Annotated in this window: 20 protein-coding genes; 12 read left to right on the plus strand and 8 right to left on the minus strand. The window is 58.6% G+C overall.

The genetic code is table 11. The features are described 5' to 3' along the window. Entirely contained in the window at positions 1-2,469 is a 2,469-nt protein-coding gene (treY, locus tag V1587_RS13775; RefSeq protein WP_395314381.1) for a malto-oligosyltrehalose synthase, read from the minus strand. Beyond that, the gene (treZ, locus tag V1587_RS13780) at positions 2,466-4,253 is read right to left on the minus strand and encodes a malto-oligosyltrehalose trehalohydrolase (RefSeq protein WP_371898125.1); all 1,788 of its coding nucleotides are present in this window, start codon (positions 4,251-4,253) and stop codon (positions 2,466-2,468) included. Before treZ ends, treY begins: the two co-directional genes overlap by 4 nt. Before the next feature lie 132 nt (positions 4,254-4,385). Between treZ and V1587_RS13785 the strand changes: the two genes are divergently transcribed. From V1587_RS13785 to V1587_RS13800, 4 genes are all read left to right on the plus strand, one after another. Then, positions 4,386-4,913: an N-acetyltransferase gene (locus tag V1587_RS13785; protein ID WP_041909946.1), complete on the plus strand. Its 528-nt coding sequence runs from the start codon at positions 4,386-4,388 to the stop codon at positions 4,911-4,913. A 99-nt stretch (positions 4,914-5,012) separates the two neighbouring features. Continuing rightward, positions 5,013-5,762 carry a 5'-nucleotidase, lipoprotein e(P4) family gene (locus V1587_RS13790; protein ID WP_371898332.1) on the plus strand — a complete coding sequence of 250 codons (750 nt, stop codon included), beginning with the start codon at positions 5,013-5,015 and terminating at the stop codon, positions 5,760-5,762. 142 nt (positions 5,763-5,904) lie between these two features. Beyond that, the gene (locus V1587_RS13795; protein WP_126533858.1) at positions 5,905-6,891 is read left to right on the plus strand and encodes an MBL fold metallo-hydrolase; all 987 of its coding nucleotides are present in this window, start codon (positions 5,905-5,907) and stop codon (positions 6,889-6,891) included. Positions 6,892-6,895: 4 nt separating this feature from the next. Next, entirely contained in the window at positions 6,896-7,807 is a 912-nt protein-coding gene (locus tag V1587_RS13800) for a LysR family transcriptional regulator (protein ID WP_371898127.1), read from the plus strand. On the opposite strand, the gene V1587_RS13805 is transcribed toward V1587_RS13800, so the two are convergent. Continuing rightward, positions 7,798-8,682 carry a LysR substrate-binding domain-containing protein gene (locus tag V1587_RS13805; protein ID WP_371898128.1) on the minus strand — a complete coding sequence of 295 codons (885 nt, stop codon included), beginning with the start codon at positions 8,680-8,682 and terminating at the stop codon, positions 7,798-7,800. The two genes, V1587_RS13800 and V1587_RS13805, sit on opposite strands and share 10 nt — an antisense overlap. 113 nt (positions 8,683-8,795) lie before the next feature. Between V1587_RS13805 and V1587_RS13810 the strand changes: the two genes are divergently transcribed. Continuing rightward, positions 8,796-10,283 carry a UbiD family decarboxylase gene (locus V1587_RS13810; RefSeq protein ID WP_371898129.1) on the plus strand — a complete coding sequence of 496 codons (1,488 nt, stop codon included), beginning with the start codon at positions 8,796-8,798 and terminating at the stop codon, positions 10,281-10,283. Between the two features lie 28 nt (positions 10,284-10,311). On the opposite strand, the gene V1587_RS13815 is transcribed toward V1587_RS13810, so the two are convergent. Genes V1587_RS13815 through opgC form a run of 5 tightly spaced genes read right to left on the minus strand, consistent with a single transcriptional unit; the run spans position 10,312 to position 14,418 of the window. Next, entirely contained in the window at positions 10,312-10,737 is a 426-nt protein-coding gene (locus V1587_RS13815; protein WP_371898130.1) for an ATP-binding protein, read from the minus strand. Then, positions 10,738-11,076, minus strand: a complete 339-nt coding sequence (locus V1587_RS13820; protein ID WP_371898131.1) for an STAS domain-containing protein — start codon at positions 11,074-11,076, stop codon at positions 10,738-10,740. Next, complete coding sequence (locus V1587_RS13825; RefSeq protein WP_395314382.1) at positions 11,066-12,280, minus strand: PP2C family protein-serine/threonine phosphatase; 1,215 nt, start codon at positions 12,278-12,280, stop codon at positions 11,066-11,068. Before V1587_RS13825 ends, V1587_RS13820 begins: the two co-directional genes overlap by 11 nt. 9 nt (positions 12,281-12,289) lie before the next feature. Beyond that, on the minus strand, positions 12,290-13,189 hold the full coding sequence (locus tag V1587_RS13830) for a hypothetical protein (RefSeq protein WP_371898133.1): 900 nt from the start codon (positions 13,187-13,189) through the stop codon (positions 12,290-12,292). Positions 13,190-13,200: 11 nt separating this feature from the next. Then, positions 13,201-14,418 carry an OpgC domain-containing protein gene (gene opgC / locus V1587_RS13835; protein WP_371898134.1) on the minus strand — a complete coding sequence of 406 codons (1,218 nt, stop codon included), beginning with the start codon at positions 14,416-14,418 and terminating at the stop codon, positions 13,201-13,203. A gap of 280 nt (positions 14,419-14,698) precedes the next feature. Between opgC and V1587_RS13840 the strand changes: the two genes are divergently transcribed. From V1587_RS13840 to V1587_RS13870, 7 genes are read left to right on the plus strand one after another with little or no spacing between them, the layout of a single operon-like run. After that, positions 14,699-16,516, plus strand: coding sequence for a glycosyltransferase (locus V1587_RS13840; RefSeq protein ID WP_395314383.1), 1,818 nt, complete (start codon positions 14,699-14,701; stop codon positions 16,514-16,516). Further along, positions 16,513-17,832: a DUF3131 domain-containing protein gene (locus V1587_RS13845; RefSeq protein ID WP_371898136.1), complete on the plus strand. Its 1,320-nt coding sequence runs from the start codon at positions 16,513-16,515 to the stop codon at positions 17,830-17,832. The genes V1587_RS13840 and V1587_RS13845 overlap by 4 nt, the downstream gene beginning before the upstream one ends. Continuing rightward, on the plus strand, positions 17,829-19,376 hold the full coding sequence (locus V1587_RS13850; RefSeq protein WP_395314384.1) for a DUF3131 domain-containing protein: 1,548 nt from the start codon (positions 17,829-17,831) through the stop codon (positions 19,374-19,376). The genes V1587_RS13845 and V1587_RS13850 overlap by 4 nt, the downstream gene beginning before the upstream one ends. Next, complete coding sequence (locus tag V1587_RS13855) at positions 19,361-20,755, plus strand: DUF3131 domain-containing protein (protein ID WP_371898137.1); 1,395 nt, start codon at positions 19,361-19,363, stop codon at positions 20,753-20,755. The genes V1587_RS13850 and V1587_RS13855 overlap by 16 nt, the downstream gene beginning before the upstream one ends. Beyond that, positions 20,752-21,177 carry a globin gene (locus V1587_RS13860; RefSeq protein WP_371898138.1) on the plus strand — a complete coding sequence of 142 codons (426 nt, stop codon included), beginning with the start codon at positions 20,752-20,754 and terminating at the stop codon, positions 21,175-21,177. The genes V1587_RS13855 and V1587_RS13860 overlap by 4 nt, the downstream gene beginning before the upstream one ends. An 11-nt stretch (positions 21,178-21,188) precedes the next feature. Beyond that, positions 21,189-23,855: a response regulator gene (locus tag V1587_RS13865; protein ID WP_371898139.1), complete on the plus strand. Its 2,667-nt coding sequence runs from the start codon at positions 21,189-21,191 to the stop codon at positions 23,853-23,855. Next, entirely contained in the window at positions 23,852-26,026 is a 2,175-nt protein-coding gene (locus V1587_RS13870) for a glycoside hydrolase family 2 TIM barrel-domain containing protein (protein ID WP_371898140.1), read from the plus strand. The genes V1587_RS13865 and V1587_RS13870 overlap by 4 nt, the downstream gene beginning before the upstream one ends. Positions 26,027-26,053 lie beyond the last annotated feature (27 nt).

Here is a 26,053-nt window from a genome sequence, read left to right on the forward strand (position 1 = left end):
TTATTCGCAGGTAAGCAGAACCAGTACACATCCCTTTTCTGACGTTAACTCCAGCGTTTCTTGCAGCATGCGGCTTTCGCCGCTGAACAGATCCCGATAGCGCTTCCCGGCCAGTTCGTCGGGTAACGCGACCGTGGTATTGACCCACAGCTGATGATTATCGGTGACGTCAAAAACCAGACGCGGCACGGCAACAATCATCGCCTCGTCGTCCTTAACGCGCGCATAGACAATCAGGTTCTCCTCACGATCGCCGGTGACCTTAAGCGGCAGCCAGTCGCCGTAGCGGAAAAGAGCGTCGTAGTGCGGTCTAAGCCGCAGCAGCGTGGCGGTAACGAACTGTTTGACACGCCCGTCTCGCCAGCAGGCCGGGTTGTCAAACACCCCGGCATCCGCCGCGCTGAGGTTGTGCACCAGGGTCGGGAAATCTGGCTCCCGTCGGTTATCCGGGTCGACGAGGCTAAAGTTGAGCGCCTCGCTGCCCTGATAGATATCCGGCACGCCGGGCGCCGTCAGCTTGATCACCGTCTGGCTGAGGCTGTTCATCAGCCCGGCGCGGATAAAGGGCTGCATCGCCTCGCTGAAATCGTGCAGGAACAGGCTGTTGTCCGGTGAAAGCAGGTGACGCGCGTAGCTCAACACCACGCTCTCGTAGCTCTCGTTGCTGTCGATCCAGTCGGTGCGCTGCTTCGCCTCGCGCAGCGCTTTCTCGAGGAAGCCAAGGAAACGTTCTTCCAGTGATTTCAGCCCGTCAGCGTCGTCCGGTGAAAGCGTGGCGGGCCAGACGCCCGCCAGCGCCTGGTAGATCATCCACGTATCGGCGGCGTTAGGCGCGGTACCGTCATTGAGAAAACGCACCTGGGTCTGATTCATCTGCCGCCAGCGGGCCAGATTTTCCCCCCAGCGTTCCGGGGCTTCCGTCAGGGTGTAAAGGCGCGCCCGGGCATCTTCCCCGCGCTTGGTATCGTGCGTGGAGGTACCCAGCAGCGCGTCGGGCTGACGGGCCAGGCGAATGCGCATCTCCTGGTGGAAGCGGGATAAGGAAAACGCGCGCGGCGTCGGGTCGGCGCCCACTTCATTGAGCGCGAGCTCGAGGTTGTGGCGAAAGAAAAGCGTGTCTTCAACGGACTTTGCCATCAGCGGCCCGGTGAGCTGCTGGAAGCGGGTCCTGAAAAGTGCGGCGGTATCGCGGCAATCTTCCGACAGATCGCCGGTAAGAATGCGCACGATCAGGCTTAGCGCCGCTTCCGACGTCTCCACGCTGGCAACTACGCGGTTAAGCAGCGCCACGTCCGTCGGGGTTAATCCTTCCCGGGTGCCGTAGGTGCGGTAGACCGGAAACGCAATAAGCAGCTCGCGCAGCGCGTGGCGAATATCCTCGCGCGGCAGCGCAACCTCATTGCGGCGGGCCAGATCGTCAGCAAGGTTTAGCAGCGTGGTGAATTCACCCTCAAAATTGCGATCGGCCATCAGGCCTTTGGCATCGCGCAGCTCCGCGTGGCGATCGACCGTCACGCCGAGCGTCTCGTCGTGGATTTTCTCCAGACGCCCCAGGCTATCGTCGTCGACCAGCACTTCCGTCAGCGAGGCGATAAACTCGTAGCCGGTGGTGCCGGATACCGGCCAGTCAGCGGGGAGCTGTTCCCCTTTGGCGAGGATCTTTTCGACCGTAATGTAGCAGTCGGGCCCGGTGGCCTGCCGCAGGCGCTGCAGATAGCCCAGCGGATCCGCCAGGCCGTCGACATGGTCAATGCGCAGGCCGTCCACCACGCCCGCGTTGACCAGCTCGAGGATCAGCCGGTGCGTGTCGTCGAAGACCGCGTCATCTTCAACACGAACGCCGACCAGCCCGGTGATTTCAAAGAAGCGACGCCACGAGAGCTGCTTCGGCGCTTCCCGCCAGGACATCAGCCGCCAGCTTTGCGCATCGTGCAGTTCCTCAATGCTCTTCTCTTCGCTGTACGTACCCGGGTTGAGCGGATACTCGGTGTCGTAGTAGACCAGCGCGGCCTTTTCCGTGACAGGGTCACGTTTTAGGGTGATGGCGCCCTTCTCCAGCTCCGCCTCAAAGGTATCGCCGAGAAACGGCAGCGTAAGCGGTCGCGACCCGTCAATATCGAAATAGCGGAAATAGCGGCTCTGCTGGCCGTATTCAATCACGTCCCGCCACCAGGGGTTTTCCAGCGAGGTCGACATATGGTTCGGGACAATATCCAGAATCAATCCCATGCCGGCCTGCTTGAGGGCCGCTGCCATGCGGTCAAACCCGTCTCGCCCGCCGATGGCAGGGTCGATTTCATTCGGGTTGGTCACGTCATAGCCGTGGGTAGACCCCGTCGTGGCAGTGAATACGGGCGACGCGTAAAGGTGGCTAATGCCGAGGTCCTTCATATACGGCACCAGCGCCACAACGCGGTCGAAGGTCATGCCGTTACGGAACTGAATACGGTACGTGGCGGAAGGGATCATAACGATGCTTCTCCATCAGCAAAGCGAACGACAATACCGTTCGGGGGTAAAACGTCAGCGACTTCCGGCCAGGCAAAGCGCGTCTCACCCGCGAAATCGGGCAGCCCGACGGGCTTAATGCCGATATTAAGCGCCAGTGAGAGCGTCCCCGATGGGAAGCGCCAGCACACCGCCACCATGCCGGGCGCGGTCTTGATCACCTTGCCCTGAACGGTGCCGCCATGACGCAGAAGCGGAACGATATGGCGATGACGCAGCGTCAGCAGGTGGCGCGTGAAGCGTAGCCACGTTTTACCTTCGTCGGTGGCAATCTTATTCCAGTCGATTTTTGAGCGAACAAAGGTGTTCACGTCATTCGGATCCGGGACGGTTTCATCGTGCCCGGCATGGCCGGTAAACTCTTTTGCGCGCCCTTCCCGCACTGCCTTAGCCAGATCGCCGTGAAAATCGGTGAAGAACAGGAACGGATGCGTTTCACCGAACTCCTCGCCCATAAACAGCAGAGGGATATGGGGGGAAAGCAGCAGTGCGGCAAGTAGCACCCGCGTCTTGTCGGCACCGGCCAGGGAGATAAGCCGCTCGCCCTGGGCGCGATTCCCGGTCTGATCGTGGTTCTGAATAAAATCGACGAAGAACTGCGGCGGCTGCGTCTGACACTCCACCCCGCGGGATTCGCCGGTTTGCAGCGAAATCTCGCCCTGATAGACAAAGCCTTCCGCCAGCGCCCGGGCGAATTTTTTCTCCGGCTCAAAGGCAAAATCCTGGTAGTAGGCGTGCGTCTCACCGGTGGCAAACACGTGAGCGGCGTTGTGGAAGTCATCGTTCCACTCGCCGGTAAACAGCGGCGCGTTGCCCTGTTCATCGCGCGGATGCAGAAAAATCACGTTACGACTGTCTTCCGTGGTCAGGTGAACGTGACGGTGCGGAATGGCCTCGCGAATTTTTGCGGCAATCTCCTCGAGAATATGCGGGTCCGAGCCGTCTTTAATCTGGTCGATGGCATCAAAGCGCAGGCCGTCCAGGCGATATTCCGTCAGCCAGTAGAGCGGCGCGTCGGTCATGTACTGCCTCACCGGCTCGCGCTCGTAGGCAATGCCGTTGCCCCACGGCGTCATACGCTGTGCATCGAAAAACGCGGGCGACAGCAAAGGCAGATAGTTCCCCTCCGGACCGAAGTGGTTGAGCACGATATCCAGCACTACGGAAAGCCCCAGCCCGTGCGCGGCGTCGATAAACGCGTGGAAATCCTCCGGCGTACCGTAGGAGGAGTGTGGGGCATACAGCAGCACGCCGTCGTACCCCCAGCCGCGGGAACCGCCAAACTGAGAGACGGGCATCACTTCAAGCTGAGTAATCCCGAGTTCTGCCAGATACGGCAGCTTGTGGATGGCCGCCCGGAAGGTGCCCTCCGGGGTAAAGGTGCCGATGTGCAGTTCGTAAATGATTGTCTCTTCCCACGGCCGCCCTGCCCAGTCGCGGTTGACCGGCTGGTAACGTCGGGGATCGATCACCACCGAGGGTCCGTTAACGTCGCCCTTTTGCGCCCGCGAGGCGGGATCGGGCACCGCCATGCCGTCCTGAAGAACAAACTGATATTCTGCACCGTGCGTGACGCCAGGGACGTCTGCCTGGAACCAGCCGTCGCCGGTTGCCGTCATCGGCATATCGGTGGCGGCAAGACGTAGCGTAAGTTCTTTCTGTCCTTGTGCCCAGACGCGAAAACGTACAACGTCATCGGAAATAAACTCAGCACCCCACTGCTTTTGAAATGTCCTGAATTCCATTCATTGTCCTCGAATGACCCACATTTTACGCGGAACGAAGTACAAGCTTAGTTCAGGATTAAAAGTGCGTGAGCTCAGCGGATTTAACCGCTTCGTCTATTCTTTATGAAATAACTCACTATCGGGAATACTATGCAGATTCGAAAAGGATTAAATACGGACCTCGTCCGTCTTGAATGTTGTGACTTTTCTTTCACCATTAGCCACATTGCGCGAGAGCCCTTTATCCATTGTGATTTGCATATTGAAGCCGTCGCCGAGCCGTGGATAAAAACCTACGAACTCGACATTCAAACCCTTGAAAACCACTGCGTTAATCCGGACGCCATATTTCTTGTGGCGGAAACGGATGACGGTGAATTAGCCGGATTTATTACCGCGTCAATCGGCTGGAATAAGTTTATTTCAGTGGATTATATTGCCGTTGATCGCACCAGACGCAGAACCGGCGCCGCGCAAAAATTAATGGCCGCCGCCCACGTCTGGGCCCGCAGCGTAAACGCGCCCGGATTACGGCTTGAAACACAAAATGTGAACGTCTCCGCCTGTCTGTTTTACCGTAACTACGGATTCACCCTGGGCGGATACGATCGTTATCTCTATAACGCCTTACCGGAAAAAGACGAGGTCGCCCTGTTCTGGTATTACATGCTGGTCTAGCGGAAACACATTGCCACATCGCGGTCATATTTCTGTCACTGAATTTCATTACGCTTTCGGGATTTTAACCAGGGTGTTGAGGAAAAAAGCGTGAATTCAATGGCTAAGGCATTACTGCTGGCATTACCTGTTATGAGTGCAGCGGCAACCGCGACGGCTGCCGGGCGCGACCTGTGTGAACCGAAAGCGTACGAAATGGCGCTGCGCTATCAGCAGAAATCGGCAGAGATTATGGCCCTTCAGCTGCAAACCTATCGGTTTGCCACCGAGCGTTTCAACGAAAAGTTAAAGGATCTGAAAACGCCCGAAAATTACGCCGTAGTGATGGACCTCGACGAAACGGTGCTGGATAACACCCCTCTGCTGGTGCGCGACGCGGAGCAGTGTCACGACTATACACAATGGGACACCTGGAGCGACTGGGAGAAGCAGGGAAAACCCGGCCTAATTCCGGGGGCGAAGGCGTTTCTTGACCATGTGAATCAGAGCAAGGTCCGGATCTACTACGTCTCGGACCGCATGCAGGAAAATAAAGCCGACACGCTGAAGACGTTAAACGCTCTCGGCCTGCCGCAGGTGTCTGACGAAAGCGTGCTGCTGGATACGGTCAGCAAGGAAGAGCGTCGCCAGAATATCCTCAAGAAGCAGCAGATCGTGATGCTGTTCGGCGACAGCCTGCCGGATTTCGCCGTGCAGTTTAAAAACAAAAAGCCGAGCGAGCAGCAGCGTGAGCTGGTTGAGGCCAGCGCCGAACGCTTCGGCAACGACTGGATTGTGCTGCCTAATGCCGCTTATGGCGCATGGTCCAAAGCCACGCTGGACAGCTGGAACGCACCGCTGACAAAATAAGGTCTTACGGGCCGGGAAAGCTATTGAGCGCCTTCCCGACCCTTCGGTTGGCTATCCATCCCGTTTATAGGTCCTATCATTTCTGGGCAGGTTCTTATAATTTTACGGAGCAGTAAGATGAGCACTTTCAAAGGAGACTCGTATGCTTACCGTGAAAAAACTTGCTCTTTCCACGCTGATTTCCAGTTCACTGCTTTTCTACCCTGCGCTCCAGGCCTCGGCAGAGACGCCCCAGCACGTCGTTAAACAACCGGCGGGCGGATACAGCGTTCAGGTTGGGGACGTTCTGGTCACCTCGTTTACCGACGGGACCGTCGCGCAGGATCTGCACAAGCTGCTGCGCCGGACAACGCCGCAAAACATTGATGCGCTGCTCGCGAAAAACGTCCAGACCAACCCGGCTGAGGTCTCCATCAACGCGTTCCTGATTGCGATACCCGGACATAAAATCCTTGTGGATACCGGCTCGGGCCAGCTCTTTGGCCCTGACACCGGCGGACGTCTGGTTGAAAGCCTCGCCACGCAGGGGATAAAGCCCGAGGACATCACTGAAGTCCTGCTGACCCACGCCCACTCCGATCACGCGGGTGGCCTGGTGAAGGACGGAAAAGTGGTGTTCAGCAACGCGCGCGTTTTCGTTGGCAAACCGGATATCGACTTTTTCTTTAACGACGACAATCAGAAGAAAACCGGCTACGGCAAGAACTACTTTGACGTCGCGCAGAAGACCTTAAAGCCCTATCTTGACGCGGGGAAAGTGGTGCCGTTTAGCGGCACATCGGAGATTCTCCCGGGTTTGACCGGCACGGTTCATCCCGGCCATACGCCGGGTTCAGCCTTCTATACGCTAACGAGTAAAGGCGAGAAGATCACCTTTGTCGGCGACATTATTCATGCCGCGGCGGTTCAGTTCCCGCAGCCTGCGGTGACCATCACCTACGATGAAGATCAGAACAAAGCGGCAAGCGTTCGCGAGCATGCGTTCGCTGACTTTGTGAAAAACAAGGACCTGGTTGCCGCCCCGCACCTGCCTTTCCCGGGCATCGGCTATGTGACGAAAGGCGAGAAAGGCGGCTATGCCTGGGTCCCTGTCACCTATACCAACCGGGACGCCAGCGGCGCGAAATAGAGCGATGACGCGGATATCTGACATGGACATAGACCTGCTCCTGACGCTGGACGCCCTGCTTCAGGACAGGAACATCACCCATGCGGCCGCGCGGCTGGGCATCAGCCAGCCCGCGCTGTCTGCCCGTCTCGCGCGTCTGCGCACGCTGTTTGGCGAACCGCTGTTCATTCCCTCCCCGCATGGACGCGGAGTATTACCCACGCCGCGAGCGGAAGCGCTCAGGCCGCAGGTGGCGAGCGTGCTGCGCGGGATCAGCGCGATGTTTGCGCCCACCGCGTTTGAGGCGCAAACCAGCAGCCGGACCTTTGTTATCGCGCTGCATGAGAACCCGGCGCTGATGCTCGGCACCGGGCTGCTTAACCAGGTGGGAACCGACGCCCCCGGCATCCGCCTGCGCTTCGCCCTGCCGGAGATGGCTGACCTGCCGCAGCAGCTGGAAAACGGTGATGTGGACATCTACATCGGCGTGAGCGCGGGCGCTCATGACGGCTGGGTGAGGCGTAAACTGCTCGACGACGCGTTTGCCACCGCCCAGCGTAAAGGCCATCCGCGCGGAACAGGTCCGCTGGATCTGGAGAGCTACTGCGCGCTTTCCCATCTGGTGGTGTCGTCGGCGGGCGATCCGTTTACCGGCTTTATCGACCAAACCCTTGCCGGGCTGGGCTATCAGCGGCACGTCGCCATGTCCACCCAGAGCTACGCCATGGCGCCGCCGCTGGTTGCCGGTACCGACCTGGTCTGTACCCTGCCGGAACGGATGCTGCGACGGTTCGCCAGCACGCTGGATATTTTTCCACCGCCGCTTCCTCTCCAGCCGATTACCATCAACATGTACTGGCACCCGAAAAACAGTCAGGATCCGGCTAATGCGTGGCTGCGAGAGCAGCTGCTGCGGGCCGCAGGACGTCAGGTGTGATCGAGGGTAACCAGAAACTTTTTAAGCACCTCTGAGCGAATAATCCGGTGGCAAACCAGGGTAAGTTCGCTCTCCCCCAGCCGGTCGAGGATGTCCACGTAGACGACGTTCTCGACGCTCACCGCCTTTGCCGACGCGGGCAACAGCGCCAGTCCAAACCCTGCCGAAACCAGGCTTATCACCGTGGGCACGTCGGTCGCGTTTTGCACCACGTCCGGCTGAAAGCCCGCCCCGCTGCAGGCGTCATAGAAATACTGTTCCAGCCCCATGCCCTCAGGGTCGCGCAGGGAGATCCATTTTTCGTCTTTTACTGACGAAAGCGTCAGCGCGGCGGACCCGGCCAGCGGATGCTGACGATACAGCGCCAGCACCGTTTTCTCCGAGGCGAACGGACGGCTTTGCAGATCGTCCGGCAGCGACGGCAGCGGCGCGCGGATGATGGCCACATCCAGCTGGTTGCTCTGCACGGCGGCATAGAGCGTCTGCACGTTTCCCGTCATCAGGGACATGGTAATGGCCGGCCAGCGGCTGTGCATCTGGCGAAGCGCGGCGGGCAGCCTGCCGTCGAACATCGCGCTCGACACGCACCCGAGGTTTAACACGCCCTGCTCGCCCCTTGCCGTTTGTCTGGCGTCCAGCACCGCCTGCTCGGTCAGCGAGATGGCAAGCCTGGCTTTTACCAGGAACGCTTCGCCCGCGGGCGTCAGGGTTAAGCGTCGGTTCGCACGGCTGAAAAGCGTGACGCCTAAACGTTCTTCCAGGGCCTTTATCTGTTGGCTCAGCGCCGGTTGTGCCATGTTCAGACGCTCGGCGGCCCGGTGCATATGGAGCTCTTCGGCCACGACGATGAAGTGGCGCATCTGACGAAACTGCACGAGACGACTTCCTGAATTGATATGAATTTACTTATTAATTTAACAGTAATGATGCAATTGATGCTATTGGTCATTGCCATAAAAATGGAGGTATTCAACCGAGGGAGGAAAATATGGAACACAAGATTAACGATCTCCGCAGCGCCATCGCCTTACTGCAGCGCCACGAAGGGCAGTATATTGAAACCGAGCATCCGGTCGATCCCAACGCGGAGCTGGCTGGCGTCTATCGCCATATCGGCGCGGGCGGCACGGTCAAACGCCCAACCCGTACGGGCCCGGCCATGATGTTCAACAGCATTAAGGGCTATCCGCACTCCCGCATCCTGGTGGGCATGCACGCCAGCCGCGAGCGCGCGGCGCTGCTGTTAGGCTGCGAGCCTTCGGAACTGGCAAAGCACGTCGGCCAGGCGGTGAAAAAGCCGGTTGCGCCGGTTGTCGTTCCGGCCTCGCAGGCCCCCTGTCAGGAGCAGGTCTTCTACGCTGACGATCCTGACTTCGACCTTCGCAAGCTGCTTCCGGCCCCAACCAACACGCCGATTGATGCGGGTCCGTTCTTCTGTCTGGGGCTGGTGCTGGCAAGCGATCCGGAAGACAGCTCGCTGACGGATGTCACCATTCACCGCCTCTGCGTGCAGGAGCGCGACGAGCTTTCCATGTTCCTTGCCGCCGGGCGCCATATCGAAGTGTTCCGCAAAAAGGCGGAAGATGCTGGAAAACCGCTGCCGGTGACGATCAACATGGGGCTCGATCCCGCCATCTATATCGGCGCGTGCTTTGAGGCCCCAACCACGCCGTTTGGTTATAACGAGCTGGGCGTCGCCGGGGCGCTGCGCCAGCAGCCGGTCGAGCTGGTGCAGGGCGTGGCGGTCAAAGAGAAAGCCATCGCGCGGGCGGAAATCATCATCGAAGGCGAACTGCTTCCGGGCGTGCGCGTGAGAGAGGATCAGCACACCAACACCGGCCACGCGATGCCGGAGTTCCCGGGCTACTGCGGCGAGGCGAATCCCTCCCTGCCGGTGATCAAAGTTAAAGCCGTGACCATGCGAAACCACGCGATCCTCCAGACGCTGGTGGGACCGGGGGAAGAACATACCACGTTGGCCGGATTGCCGACCGAGGCCAGCATCCGTAATGCCGTTGAAGAGGCTATTCCGGGCTTCCTGCAGAACGTCTATGCCCATACCGCGGGCGGCGGTAAGTTTCTCGGGATACTGCAGGTGAAAAAACGCCAGCCGTCAGACGAAGGACGCCAGGGCCAGGCGGCGCTCATCGCCTTAGCCACCTATTCGGAGCTGAAAAACATTATTCTTGTCGACGAAGACGTGGATATTTTCGACAGCGACGACATTCTGTGGGCAATGACCACCCGCATGCAGGGCGATGTCAGCATCACTAACATTCCGGGGATCCGCGGCCACCAGCTGGACCCGTCCCAGTCGCCGGATTACAGCACCTCGATTCGCGGCAACGGCATTTCCTGCAAGACGATCTTCGACTGCACGGTGCCGTGGGCGCTGAAGGACCGCTTCGAGCGCGCGCCGTTTATGGAGGTGGATCCGCGTCCGTGGGCACCAGAGCTGTTTGCCGGTAAAAAATAGAGAAAATCACGCGCGTATGGCCCGCAGGTCATACGCTTATTTTCTTTTCAAGCGTGGCGATATTTTCACCCGCCACGCGTTCCACAGTGAAACGATCGACGCTCAGCAAAATGAGCATCAGCCCCCTGCCGCTCTCCAGCAGCGGCGACATTTCGCAGAAGCGGTCTCGCCTGGCGGCCTCAAGCCGCTCCTGCGGGAACGCGTCACCCGCGTCGCTAAAAACAACGCAGACGTCATTGCCGCGGACGTCGAACTGGACGCTAAAGACGCGCGAGTTATCCTCGTGAAGCGCGTAGCGGATGATATTCGTCGCCACTTCACAGGCGGCGAGATCGAAGGCGAAACGCCACTCATCATCTACGGGAAGCGCGCTCAACCTGTCTCCCAGCCAGCCGGACAGCGGCGTCAGGGAATCGATCGCCGCAGGAAATTCAGCCTGCTCCGGCCTCTGCATCTACTGCCCCAGCTGCGCGAGCGCGCTATGTTTATCCGGATAGATGCGGAATATGCGATCCATTCGGGTCAGGGTGAACATGTTCATGATCCCGGGGTTAAGGGAGCACAGCGCCATTTCGCCTTTCCCGTTCATTAGCTTGAACAACGACACCAGCATTCCCAGCCCGCTGCTGTCGATGAAATCCACTTTGCTAAAGTCGACGATTAAGGCTTTACGATCGCTGCCAATCTCCTCCGTCACGGACGCTTTAAACCTCGCGGCAACGGAGGCATCCAGCCGCCGGACTGCGGGCGTGAGAATATTGGCATGCGTTAATCGCTCGGTGTTAATAATCATTCTGTTCTCCCTGACGTTCAATCACGAGCAGTGATACGTCGTCGGTTAAGGCGATCGGTTCATCACGATTTGCGTTGCGCCAGCCGGTCAGGTGGTCACCGAACCGCGGCAGGAGCTGGTCAACCGGGAGCCGGGCATGCTCATGAAGCCAGCGTTCGAGACGCAGCGGGCCAAACTGCTCGCCGCTGACGTTCTCACACTCCGTAATACCGTCACTGAATAAGCATAAGCGATCCCCCGGATTGAGGGTAAACGCGACATCTTCCCAGCTCAGGTCTGGGATCAGCCCGACCGGCGGGCCGCCATCGCCCACGGACGTGACGGCGCTGTCCGCGTTCACAATGACGGGAGTAGGATGTCCTGCCTGGCACAGCAACCCCTGCCCGGTTTCTGGATCGATCACGCCGTAAATGAGCGTGAAATAACTGGTGATATCGCTCTCTTCACTGCAAAAGCGGCTGTTCAACATCCTGACGACCTCCGCGGGCGACTGAATGCCGCCCTCATCGGTAAACAGAAAGCGATCCACCACCCGGCCGTGTAAAAACTGGCGAGCCACCGCGAGGGACATCATCGCGGCTCCTACGCCGTGACCCGAGACATCAACGCAATAGAATCCCAGATGGGAATCCAGCGGAAAGATATTGAACACGTCGCCCGAGACCCAGGCTGAGGGTAAGAAAAGCCAGTCGGAGAAGTAGTCGCCATAGCGTAAGCGGCGTGAAGGCAGCACCGAGTGCTGAACGCGCGCCGCCAGTTCAAGATCTTTTTCAATCTGCCCCAACGCTTCACTCAGGCGCTTGTTGTGCGCCGCGAGGGTCGCTTCAAGCGTCAAAATACGGACCCCGGCGTGGAGCCGCGCCCGGAGTTCGGCCTGTTCAACGGGCTTACTCAAAAAATCATCCGCCCCGGCATCAAAACCCTGCGTCACGTCCCCGGCATTCTCGCGGGCCGTCAACAGGATGATATACACGTAGCGACCAAACTGACGGTTGCGGATGGTCTGACACAGCGTCAGCCCGTCCATTTCCGGCATTTCCCAGTCGCTTATCACCATGCTGACCGGCTGGCTGGACAAGATTTCCAGCGCGGCAACACCATTTTCCGCCTCGCTCACGAGATACCCCCACTGGGTGAGCATCCGGGAGAGCAGACGACGATAAATCAGCGAATCTTCAACGATTAACACGTGCAGCGCCGACATGTATCCCTCCTATAGCGGTAAGAACCAGATGAGGCTCACGGTCCCTTCCCTGAATTTTGCGTTACCGTTGCCGTGCCCCGGATAGCGCGTCCCGGCATAGTTTGCGTACTGGACGGAAAACGATCCCGGCGTATAGCCCGCATAGCCGAAGCTGTAGCTGTAATCGCCGTTCCAGGGCTGCTGCTGGCTGCTGTCCGGGAACCAGAACGCCGTTGCGCGAACGAAGAAATGTTGTTTAAAGGTGTATCCGCAGCCGCCGAGCATGACGTTTTTATTTTTGCGGATGTCATCGCTGCTGAGGTCGTAGTACCGCGGAACCCAGCTGTACCCGACCTGGCAAATGATAGAGTCCCCTTTATTAATCAGGAGCGTGTTTTCAACCGGTTTCGGTAGCGAAAACTTATAGGCAAGCGTAAAGGCGCCCTGTTCGAAATAGGTATGTCTCCGGCTGCCCGACGTCCAGAAGTGGTTATCGCCGTAGTTGCCGTATACCAGGCTGAACGTATTGGCATGCCAGTCGTCATAGCCGAAGCTGTAGCGAAAATCGGCGGTATAGCGCGTGGTATCTCTGACCGGCAACCGGGAGGTAATGTTGGCAAACCAGAAGCTGTAGGGCGAATACTGCAGACTAAGATTCAGCGTCTGGTTAATTTTTTTTTCCTGCGCGGCGCTGTCAGAGCTATTAGGCACGCTCACCATCTGCTCTTTCAGCCCTGAACTGAAGCTCAAAGCCCCTGAAAATTTCTTGTCATTTCCCGAGAACAAACGCCCCCACCGGCTGGTAAACACGCCTGCCTGAACGGGTTCACCGTTCTTATCGCGCAGGGTTTCTTTATCACTGCTTTGCGCCGCCTCTGCGGCGGGGATCGCGGCGAGCAGCACGCCCGCCAGAAGCCATTTTTCGCGCATAACCGCCATCCTTAGTTAGGTATCCAGCGTGCGCCGACGTCGTATTTTGCCATCAGCCACAAAATACCCAGTGCCGCCGCATGCACTAACGTGTTCTCTATCCAGGCGTGACGCCATAAGTCGAAGGTAATGAACTGGCTCACCAGCAGCACCACGTACACATGCAAAATAAAGGTATAAAGCGAGTGCTGGCCTAGCGGGATCAGGAACCATCCCAGCAGGCGGTTGAGCGGCGTCCAGCAATACGTCAGCACCAGGTAGACGGTAACCATCAGGGCGATATCGTTTAACACCCGCACCGGGCCCAGCCCGTTCTTCGCCGCCCAGGTGTGATAAAACGTATTGAAGCTGTCGGGCGGGATGACGTGCATGAGCAGCGCGGGTGGCATAAACGGGTTGGTATGGTTCTGTGCGACGAACCCAAGAATGAGCGCCACCATCACCAGCGCAACCACCACCACTTTTCCCGGCGGCGTACGGGCGAAAGAGAGCAGTTCGGCTTTATACCAGCCGCTGGCCATGCCCAGCACAAAGATGAACTGCCAGGCCAGCAGCGGAAAGGCAAATTCGAACTCCGACGGCGTCAGCCGAAGCGGCCACCGCTGCCACAGGCCGTACACCAGCAGCGACAGCCCTAACAGCCACCAGACTTTTCCTTTCTGCAGCATCCCTAAAAAAAGGGGGCTAAAGAGCAGCAAAAAGATATACAGCCCCAGAATCTGCGTCTGATGGGGGCCGATCTGCAAATAGAGAATAATGTTGAACCAGGTCTCTTTAATTTGCGGCGTAACAGGATAAAGCGACCAGCTTTGACCCGAAAAACGGTCGGTAAAATGAGTGACTTCGAAAACATTAATATGTGGGATATAGGCCAGGAGAATAAACGACACTATGATAATGATATTTACACGATATATTTTCCACGCCCTGAGATAAAGCCCCCAGGAAACCGTGAGTAAAACCACTTTTTGCAGACGCGCGCGATTCAGCATTCCCAGCATAAACCCCGAGAGAATGACAAAGCCTTCTGCACCGGTTGTTAGCCCAAAACGCTCCCAGGAGAATATATTAAATACCGACATCACCTCCGTATGCGCCACGACCATCATGACGAGGGCAATGCCGCGCATAAAGTCAATTCTCAGGTCCCGGGCACCTGCAACGGCATAACGCCATGCTGTTGATTTAGCGCTATCTTCTTGCGCGATCGACGGCGCAACATGGCTCATAGGGTGTCCTTTGCCTGAAAACGAAAATTAAGGTCTAAATAAAGTAGATAGCCTAAAGGAATAGTAACTGCAATTTATCGGCGACAGATGAAACATATTAAGCGGAGTTTAAGCTGGATTAACCCCTGCTACATATTAATAAAAACGCGGCTGGACACTTTTATTCGGCGTTCTACACTTATCTTAAATCTTGTTTAATCGCTATTTTCTTTCGCTTTTGGGCAACTTTCTGCGCAGCAGAATGGGTCTGCATTTTCACGGAATCAGGAACGCCGGAACTATGGATTTTTATTTTTCCCGTTTTGAAGATCGTCGTCCTCCGGAGCCGCTAACAACACCGCGTTGGGTAATGATGACCTGGCAGGTGTTAGCGGTCGCGGCGCTTATTCTGGGTGCCAATTATATTTACTGGCGCTGGACCGCCTCCCTGAATACTGACGCATTATGGTATGCCATACCGCTGGTCCTCGCCGAAACCCTGGCCTGGATCGGCACCGTGCTGTTTACCATCAATTTATGGAAAGAACAGGACCCTCCCCAGTGCCCGCCGCCCGGCGAAATTAACGAATGCCTGTCGCCAGAGGAGGCCGTAGAACCTCGTCCTGTAAAAGTGGATTTGTTCATTGCCACCTACTCGGAAGACACCGAGCTGGTCAGGCTATCCATTCGCGATGCCCTGAAGATGGCGTACCCGTTCCCGATTGACTACCGCATCCACGTGCTTGATGACGGCCGACGCCCGGAGATGAAAGCCGTCTGTGAAGAGGAAGGCGTTAATTATATCACTCGCCAGAGCAACATCGGCTTTAAGGCCGGCAACCTGCGCAACGGCCTTGAGCAAACCGACGGCGATTTTATTGTTATCTGCGACGCCGATACCCGCGTTTTTCCTACCCTGCTCAGCCATACGCTGGGCTACTTCCGCGACCCGGACGTGGCCTGGGTGCAGACGCCGCAGTGGTTCTTCGATCTTCCGGAAGGAGAGAATTTGTCGCGCTGGGGCCAGCGAAAAGCCGGCAAAGTGGGCTACGGCTTGGGCTGGCTGATTCAAAAGTGTGTTGGCCCTGTGACAGTTGGCCGCGACCCGTTTTTTAACGATCCGCGCATGTTCTATGACGTGATCCTGCGGCGGCGCAACTGGGCAAACGCGGCTTTCTGCTGCGGCGCGGCGTCCATTCACCGTCGCGAGGCGGTCATGCAGGCCGCGCTGCGCAGCTACGTCTGGTCCGTCGAAGAGGAGATCCATCGCCATACGCGCGACATTCGTGATGACGAAACGCGGGACGCGCTGCAGAATGCAATGCGCCCGCACGTGGCGTTTGACACCGAGCTCACCCCCTACAAATTCCACGTCTCGGAAGATATTTACACCTCGGTGCTGCTGCACGGTGACGCCGCGCGACGCTGGCGCTCGGTTATGCATCCGCGGGTGGAGTCGAAGATGCTCTCTCCGCAGGATATGCTCACCTGGATGATCCAGCGCTTTAAGTACGCCGCCGGTTCGCTGGATATTTTGTTTCATGACAACATCTTCAGCCGTCGCCGCTTCAGGCTTTCCCTCCCCCAGACGCTGATGTATGCCACCACCTTCTGGTCGTACATGGCCTGCGTGTGGAACACGGTATTTTTGATTTCGCCCATTATCTATCTCTTTACCGGCATTCCGCCGGTGTCCGCCTGGTCGACGCCGTTCTATCTGCATTTTCTTCCGTTTTTTATTTTCTCCGAACTGGCCTTTATGTTTGGTACCTGGGGGATCTCGGCCTGGGACGGCAGGGCCTCTTACCTCTCCTTCTTTTCCATGAACCTGCGCGCGCTCAATACGGTGCTGCGGGGCGAGCAGATCAAATTTCACGTCACGCCAAAAGAGCGGCAGACGGGCCGTTTTCTCTACCTGGTAAAGCCGCAGATTGCCATCGTGGTGCTGACCCTCGCAGGGCTCATCTGGGGCGGTATCCAGGTGGCGCGTGGACAGGTGGACGACCCCTCCGGCTACGTCATCAATATTTTCTGGGGAGGGGTGAACATCGCCGCCATGCTGCCGCTGATTTTCGCGGCCATGTGGACGCCCGCCGAAGAGGATGAGGTCACCCAATGAGGATACGTGATGCCCTGCTGCCCGCGCGCAGCTACCTCACCATTTTGCTCGGCTTCCTGCTCGGCTTTGCCATTGTGGTCTGGGTGGAGAAACAGATGCCCACGCGCGTGGAAAGCAGCGGCGGCATCGCGCTCAGTAAAGACTTCCCGCCGCTGCCTGCAAAACGCCCGCTGACCTATGACGAAGCCATCTGGGCGCGGGTCGCCTGGCAATACTACGTGAATAATACCCAGCCAAACGGCCTGGCGAACGCCAGCGACGGCGAACCGTGGCTGAGCCTCTGGAGCGTCGGGAGCTACCTGTTTGCGACCGCTGCCGCAGAGCAGCTCAACATTATTTCCGCCGATGAGTTTGACGAGAGGATCGGCACGGCCCTGTTTGCGCTGGGGCAGCTGCCGCTCAACGAGCGAGGCCTCCCTGCCGCGTATTACCATGCGGACACCCTGAAGATCCTCGGCAAACCCGACGCCTCGGCAATTGGGCTGAGCCGCCTGCTGACGGCGCTTCAGACCCTCCTGTGGCGCTATCCTCAGCACGCGGCGGCTATCCACGATCTGTTTAGCCTCTGGAACACCAGCGCTCTGATTGAAAATAACGTTCAAAGTCAGGCGGCCGTTCCGCTCCATCACTGGACGCTGACCGATGACGAACAGCGGGACAGCTTTGGCTATCGTCTCTATGCCAGCCATACGCTGCGCCTGATCGACAGCGCGGCAGGCCTCGCGGTGACCAACCCGCCTGAAGGGCAAAAGATGATCGATCTGGATGGCGTGATGGTGCCCGATGAGGGGCTACGTACGCCATGGGGCAAGCAAACCTCCCTGATTAGTCTCCCCTATCTGTTAACCGGTCTTGAGCTGGGCTTTGATGCGCAGAGCGCTGAAATCGCGTGGCGGATTATGCAGATCCAGCAGCGGCGCCATAGCCTGCGCACCCCAAAACCGCCGGTCAGCACGGATTATGCCGAACCGGCGCCGGATTACGTTAACGATCTGCCGGACAGGCAGCCGGTTCAGGCGCGCAACCTGCGTGAGGAGGTTCCGGAGAAAGTGGCGATCACCTCCACTCGCACCGCGTTTGCCTGGTATGCCCTGTTCCGCAACGGCTGGAGCGAAGCGCTGCGCCAGCAGGTTCTGCCGCTTCAGGTTGCGGGTAAAGGCTGGCAGCGCGGGTTAAATCTCAACAACAGCGTCAATGCCGTCGTGGACGCCGATACCAATGCCATTGTGCTCGAAAGTTTGTCTTACATCGCGCATGGCCAGATGCTCTGTCTGGCCTGCCTCTACACTTCCCCCTCAGCAGGAGCAACGCCATGAAGCCACGATCCCCGATCCTTTTCCACCTGCTCACGGGAATAACGATCTGCTGGCTGGCGTTATCGACCGTGCGTGCGGATACCGAGCTGCCTGCATCAGGTTACTCCCCGCGCAGCGGCGAGCTGACGGCCCGGGAGATGACCATTGCGAAAAACGCCTGGCAGTATTTCGTCACCAACTATCAGCCCACGACGGGCCTGGTGAATGCGGTCAACAAATATCCCTCCACCACCATGTGGGACAGCGCCTCCTATCTGGCCGCCCTGACGGCGGCGCGCGAGCTGGGGATCGTTGATAAAGCGGAATTTGACCGCCGGATGCTGAAATTCCTCGCCACGTTAAACACCCTGGTACTGTTTCGCAACGAGCTCCCCAACAAAGCCTATAACACCATCAGCGGTCAGAAGGTGGACTACACCAACAAGCCCGGCGAAATTGGCTTCTCGGCGCTGGATATCGGGCGAATGCTGGTCTGGCTGAAAATCATCAAAGAGCGGTACCCGGAATACGGCAACAGCATTGATAACGTGGTGCTCGGCTGGGATTTCAGCCACGCGATCGACCCCTGCGGCACGCTGTATGGGGCCTATCTGGAGAACGGACAGCCGAAGTACGTTCAGGAAGGTCGGCTGGGCTATGAAGAGTACGGCGCGGCCGGTTTCCAGCTGTGGGGGTTTAATACCTGCAAAGCCAGCCGTCCGCAGCCTTACGAGCTGGCCGAGATCTACTGCGTGCTGGTCCCGTACGATACGCGCGACCCGCGCAACACGTCGCAGCATAACTACGTGGTGACGGAATCCTACCTGCTCTACGGGCTGGAGTTCGGCTTTGATAAACCGACCGACCGGGATAACGCCCCGCGCGACTACTCCCTGACGTGGATGAAAAATTTTGCCGACCGCGTTTATCAGGCGCAGGAGAACCGCTATACCATTACCGGCGTCCTCACCGCACGCTCCGAGCACCAGCTCGATAAGGCGCCTTACTTCGTCTATGACACCGTCTTCAGCGACGGGTACAACTGGAACACCATTACCGATAAAGGCCAGTTCGTCCCTAACGCTGCCGCGATATCGCTGAAGGCTGCGCTGGGCATGTGGGTGTTGTGGAACTCCCCTTATACCGACCGCCTGCTGAATACCATTGAGAATGCCAACGAAGAGGGAAAAGGCTACTACGAAGGGCTGTATGAAAACGGTGACGGCCCGATCAAAGAGTTCACCGCGAACAATAACGGCATCATGCTGGAGGCCCTGTTGTTCAAAAAAGAGGGAAAACTGCTGGCCTTCAACACCGACAACCCGAAGAGCAAGGATTTTGCCCCGTCCCTGTGGGATCAAAAGCTGCTCGACCAGTTTGAAGAGAACAACGCGCTGCGCAGCCGTCCGTTCCTGACCAGCACACCGGCCGTAAAAAGCTGGTGCGACCGGATCGGCGTCACGCAGCGTACCAAACCCGCCTGTCAGGCCTGCCAGTGCGCGTCATGCAGCGCGGACGAGCCCGTTAAACTGCCTCCGGTGACTGCGCAATGCTTAAAACCATAGCCAGAGGGCTCGCGGGATTACTCCTCGCAGGCGCGATCGTCTTTGCTCTGTTTGGCCATCAGGGAGCAGGCTGGCGCTGGCTCATCAATGGCGGCTGGCACTCCAGCGCGCGTATTGCCGCCCTGACGCCGGAAGAGCAACAGTGGGCGGCGATCGCCTGGCGCTATTTCGTCAATAATACCCAGCCGCAAACGGGGCTGGTCAACGGGAGCGACAAGCAGCCCCGCGTCACGCTCTGGCAAATGGGCGATACGCTTATCGCCCTGCTGGCGGCAAAAGAGCTGGGGCTAATTGATGATGCCGAGTATGACGCTCGCTTAACCCGCATCATGGGCACCCTTAACCGCCTGATGCTGACCGATGCCCGGACGCCGGGCCGACTCTATTCCAGCCAGACGGCGGCACCCGTCGACTTTAGCGGCAAGCCCATCAAAAATGGCTGGTCCGCGCGTGACATGGCGCGTCTGATGCTAGCCCTGCGCCTCACCGCAGAACGGGAGCCGCAGTACAGCGAATACCTCGATAAAATTATCCTGCGCTGGAATTTCTGCCCGGTCATCGACGGCGAAGGCGAACTGTGGTCATCTTCCCTGCAAAACGGCCAGCCGGTCGTAAGGGAGGAACTGCGCCTGGGCGAGAGCGAATATGCCGCGACGGCGTTTCAGCTGTGGGGATTTTCTCCGGATAAAGCGTTTTCGCCCCCTGCGCACCACGTCATCATCGCCCAGCGGCGTCTGGCCGTTGATGCCCGGGATCCGCGCACCACGTGGCAGCCCTCCCTGATTAGCACCCTTCCCTATATGCTGCCGGGCCTGGAGTTTGGCTGGGAGCCAGAAGGCGTTGCGGCCGATCTGCAAAAGCGTCTGCGCAAGCAGGCCGAAAACGTCTGGCTAAGCCAGAAGACCCGCTGGGAGACCGATAAGATCCTGACGGCCAGGGCAGATTTCTCGCTCCCTCAGGCGCCCTGGCATATCCAGGATACCGTCTGGGGAAATGGCTACGCCTGGAACTCTGTCGGCGACGATGGTCGGGACTACACCCGTTTCGCGCAGGTATCGACCAAAGCAGTCTTTGCCCTGTGGGCCCTGTGGGACACCCCGTACACCGACGTGCTGATGACGGTCACAAAACACCTTAACGATCCGCAGAAAGGCTGGTACGAAGGCCGTCAGGAAGCCACGGGCGATACCAACGCTGCGTTAACCCTCTCAACCAATGCCACGGTTCTGGAAGCCCTTTTCTTTAAACACAACGCCGGGCCGCTGTTTGACGTTCGTCGGTCGAAGAAAGAGAGCTATTTTTCACGCCGTCTGGCAGAGGAATACACGCCCATCGGGCACTGTCTGCCGGGCGAAAGCACCATCAGGAGGACGCCGTGAAGTTTTATCGCGATCTGTTTGAATCCAGCCTGAACCGCGTCTTTCCGAATAATGAAAAAACCGCGTTTTTTCAGACATTCTATGACGCCTTCGTCCATATGACACCCGAAACTGAGGCGCATTTTTCTCGCCTGCCGGATCGGGAAGGTCAGCAGACCCTGTTTAAAAGCTTCTTCGCCATGCTTGCGGTGGACGGCGCCCTGATCGTCCCTGATTTTCTCGAACGCCTGGCGCGGGAGCAAAGCGACGACGGTCTCCACCTTCCCCCGCGATTTTTTGCCCTGTGGCGCGAAGCGATGTTGAACGCGGTGAGCGAACGCGATCCGCAGTGCGACGATGAGATCCTGACGGCCTGGGCCATGGCGATCGCGCCCGGGCTGGAATATCTGCGCCGACAGGCAGAACTGCACTACCGCGCGTAGGGAGGATGACGATGAGTTCGTTCACGTACGATCTTAACGCGCTGCCGGCCGCCGTCATGATTTATGACCGCGAGGAACGCCTGCAGGCCTGGAATCACAACGTTGCCCTGTTTTATCCGGTCATCACTCCGTGGCTGAAGGTGGGGACGACCCTTGAGGCGCTGGCGGAACGCTTTATCGATGCCGTTTACAACGTCGACCCCGGACTGCGCCAGACGCTGCGCGAGTCGATCGTGCGTAACTGTCGGCAGGATAAACACTGCGAAGTGCGGCAGGCGGGCCAACGGCGGATCTTCGTCCAGCATCAGCGGCTTGCGGACGGCGGCATTGTCAGCCTGCACAGCGATATCACGGAGCTGGATGAAGCGCAGCGCGCGCGCCACCAGCTGCATGAGGATTTTCTACTGACGGCGGAATCCATTCATATCGGGATCTGGGACTGGCAGGTTTCCGGCGACACGCTCCAGGTGAACGACACCCTGCTTGCCATGCTGGGCCAGTCGCGCACGCAGTGGCGATATCCGGTGCGTTTTCTGCTCAATCAGGTCCACGAGGACGATCGCGCACCGCTGCGCAAGGCGCTGCAGGCTTCTAAGCAGGATCACCGCCCGGTCTTTGAATGTGAAATTCGCGTGCATCACCCTACCGAAGGGCTGCGCTGGATGCTGCTGTCCGGCCAGGTGGTCACGCTCTCCATTGAGGGAAACGCCGAGCGCGTGATCGGTACGCTGCAGGATATTACGCGGCGCAAAGAGGCTGAAATTCAGGCGTTCGCCTCGGCCATTGAGGCGCAAAAAGCCAATGAGGCGAAAAGCGCGTTCCTGGCGAATATGAGCCATGAAATTCGTACCCCGATGAACGGCATAATTGGCATGACCCAGCTGTGCCTGGATACGTCTCTCAGTGCCGATCAGCGCGATTATCTGACCCTGGTGATGAGTTCAGCCCAATCTCTGCTGCATATCATCAACGACATTCTCGATTTTTCCCGTATTGAAGCCGGCAAAGTGGAGCTGGAGACGGACCCCGTGCCTGTTCGCCCCTTCATTCAGTCGCTTATTCGCCCGCACATGCCGGGGGCGAGCGAAAAAGGTATCGAGCTGCTGGTTGATATTGCGCCCGACGTGCCCGACGTGCTGCTGGTCGACGGCGCGCGGCTGCGCCAGATCCTGACCAATCTGCTGGGTAACGCGCTGAAGTTTACCCATCAGGGAGAAGTGATCCTGGTTGTTGAACCCGGCGATAGCGCGGATCGATGGCGTTTTGGCGTGCGCGACAGCGGCATTGGCATACCGGCAGATAAGCAGAAGGCCATTTTTGAAGCCTTCAGCCAGGCGGATAACTCAACCACCCGCCGCTACGGCGGTACAGGGCTCGGGCTAACCATCTCTGCGAGGCTGGTTGCGGCGATGGGGGGCGAATTAACGGTCTCCAGCGAGCCGGGAAAAGGCAGCGAATTTTCGTTCTCGCTGCCGCTGGCGGCACAGACCCTTGCGCCCGGAGAGCGTCCACATAGCCAGCGCTTTAACGGTGAACCCGTGCTGGTGGTTGATGATAACGAGACCAACCTGCGGCTGCTGGCAGCAATGCTCAGCCAGATCGGGCTGAAGCCCACCTGCGTTAACAACGCCAGCGAGGCCATCGACCGGGTTAAAGCTGGAACATTATGGCCGCTGATCCTGCTGGACGCGCAGATGCCGGATATGGACGGCGTGTCTCTGGCCCTTGAGCTTTCGGTGCTGCCACAGGTTGCTGAAAGCCATATCATCATGCTGAGCTCCATGAGCCGACATTTTGATATCAATATGCTGAAGCGGATCGGGATCAAAACCTATCTGCATAAGCCTATCGCCCAGGATGAATTACATCAGGCGATTGCCGCCGCGTTTGAACGTTCGCCGGCCCCCGTGGGTGAAAGTACGCCCGCGCCTGTCGCCTCTCCAGGGGCTACGGAACTACGGATCCTGCTGGCGGAAGATAATCTGGTTAACCAGAAGGTCGCCGCGCGCCTGCTCGAGCGGCTCGGGCACACCTGTCAGATCGTCGATAACGGCGTCGCGCTGCTGGAACGCTGGCGCGCGGAGGCGTGGGACGTTTTGCTGATCGACCTTCAGATGCCGGAGATGGACGGTGAGACCGCCATTCGCCTGCTGCGTGAAGAAGAACGGTCCCGCCCCGGCCCGGCGCAGCCCACCGTCGCCATGACCGCACACGCCATGCAGGGAGACAAAGAGCGCTGTCTCAACATGGGTTTCGACGGCTATATTGCCAAGCCCATCAGCCAGGAGCGTCTCGCTGAAGAGATTGACCGCGTGCTTCAGCGTCACGAAGATTCCTCCGGTTTTCCGGATGAAGCACGCCTGCTGAAGCAGTGCGCTGACGATCCCGCCCTGGTGCAGGAGCTGCTCGCCCTGTTTGGCGAAGGGCTGGAGGAGGCCATGAAGGCCATCACCCGGGCTATCGACAGCGACGATCGCGACGCGCTGCGCCGCGCGGCCCACAAGCTGCGGGGAGAAGCCGTCACCCTGGACTTCAGCACGCTCGCACAGCAGCTGCAGGTGCTGGAAAGCGACGCACACGCGCTGGATGGGCAACAGCTTTCGGCCCTGAATGACAACCTTCGCCAGGAATCGCAGCGCCTCACGGCCTGGCTCACCGCACGCGGGGTAAACGCATGATGACTCGCAGCTGCGCGCTGTTTTTTGCCCTGTTGACCACCCACTCGGTGGCGAACTCTGTGCCGGTCAGTTGGTCTCTTGCTGGAAAGTGGCAGGTTCAGGACGCCAATAGTAGCGCGCACCCTGCCGCATCAGGCTGGCGCCCGCTTCAGGTTCCTGCCAACTGGTACAGCGCCGGGTACGATCACCAGGGCGCGCTGTGGTATAAGCACGCGTTTTCCCTGCCCGTGCAGCCGCCTGACGTGATGAGTACCCTGGTGTTTGATGGCGTCGATTACCTGGCTGAGGTGACGCTGAACGGCCAGCCGCTGGGCAAGCACGAGGGCTATTTTCAGCGCTTTTCGCTGGATGCCAGCCCGGCGTTACAACGTCACAATAAGCTCGTGGTCAGGGTGGACAGCCCTTACGAAGATCCCACTAAGATCTGGCCGCTGCATAAAACGCTTATGAAGGGGATCCTTAACCAGCATGATACGCGCCCCGGCGGGGCCTGGTCGCCGCAGGGACAGGACGCCAACTCTGGCGGCATCTGGGCACCGGTTCGTCTGCATCTTAGCCGGGGCGCTACCCTTGATGAGACCATTCTGCGTCCCGACTGGACGCAGGGGCTGACTCGCCCGGCGCTAAAGGCGGAGATTCGCTATCGCGCGCTCGGCCAGGGCACGGCGACCGTGCGGCTCACCGCCACGCCCGCCAATTTCAGCGGCAAGCGCTATCAGGCAGACTTTCCGGTTACCCTCGAAAGCGGCGCCCATTCCGTGCAGGTGACGCTGCCCATGCCGAAGGCAAAACTGTGGTGGCCCGTCGGCACGGGAAAACCGCACCTGTATACCATTCGCGTGGCATTACGCGATGAAAACGGCGTGATGGACACGGCGGTGACCCGCACCGGGCTGCGCAAGATCGTCGAGCAGTCCGACAATAAGGGCTGGCTCATTAACGACAGACGCCTTTTTATTAAGGGCAGCAATTACATTGGTTCCCCCTGGCTCGGCACCATGACGCGAGAAAAATACCGTCGCGATCTTCGTCTGGTGGAGGCCATGAACGCCAACGCCATACGCGTGCACGGACACGTTGCCGGACGTGCGTTGTATGACGTTGCCGATGAGATGGGGATGATGATCTGGCAGGACGTCCCGCTGCAGTGGGGCTACGACAGCCGCGACGCCTTTACGAAAAACGCGGTTCGCCAGACGCGGGAGATGATCGAACAGTTTGGCAATTCCCCCGCCATCATCGTCTGGGGCGGGCATAACGAACCGCCGTGGAATTCGCCGTGGATGGAAAAACGCTTCCCGGACTGGAATAAAGATCTGAATCGCGAGCTCACGCAGCGGGTTGCGGATACGCTTGCCGAAGATACTTCGCGCATCGTGCATCGCTTTTCCGCCGTTGAGGAGCATTACTGGGCGGGCTGGTACTTCGGTACCGTGCGCGACCTGCTGACGCCGGCCAAAACGGGGATCATTACCGAGTTCGGCGCGCAGGCGCTTCCCCGCCTGTCAACGCTAAAAACCATCATCCCGGCGGCGTCGCTCTGGCCAAAAACCACCGCCGCTGACGATCCCGGCTGGACCGTCTGGAAATACCATAATTTTCAGCCCTTCCAGACCTTTAAGTTTGCCGCTATCCCGCGCGGAAACAACATTCAGGAAATGATCCGCAATACTCAGGCGTACCAGTCTCAGCTGGTGGCCACGGCGGCAGAAAGCTATCGCCGACAGCGCTACCAGCCGGTGACGGCCCTGTTCCACTTCATGTTTGTGGAAACCTGGCCCTCCATCAACTGGGGCGTGGTGGACTACCTGCGTAAACCTAAGGCCGGGTTTTACGCGCTCCAGCGCGCGTACCAGCCTGTTTTGCCGTCCATTGAACCGGTCACGGCGCAGTGGCAATCCGGGGCGGCGGCGACCGTGCGTCTGTGGGCCATCAACGACACCTGGAAACCGTGCCGCGATTGCCGTCTGACATGGCGCATCACCCAGCGCGATAAGGTGCTGGCAAAAGGCACGACGACGATGACGATCGCAGCAGACTCGGGAACGATGGTAAAAGCGGTCACGGCTACGCCCGCGGGCCAGGATGACGTGTCGATTCGGTTTACGATAAAAAACAATGCGGGAAAAATTGTCGGCGAAAATCAGCGCACGGAGTCCGTCATAAAGTGAGCGAGGGGAAAAGGAAAATTGCCGCTT

This window comes from Enterobacter sp. ECC-249, assembly GCF_043965265.1.
Classification (GTDB): Bacteria; Pseudomonadota; Gammaproteobacteria; order Enterobacterales; family Enterobacteriaceae; genus Enterobacter; species Enterobacter quasiroggenkampii.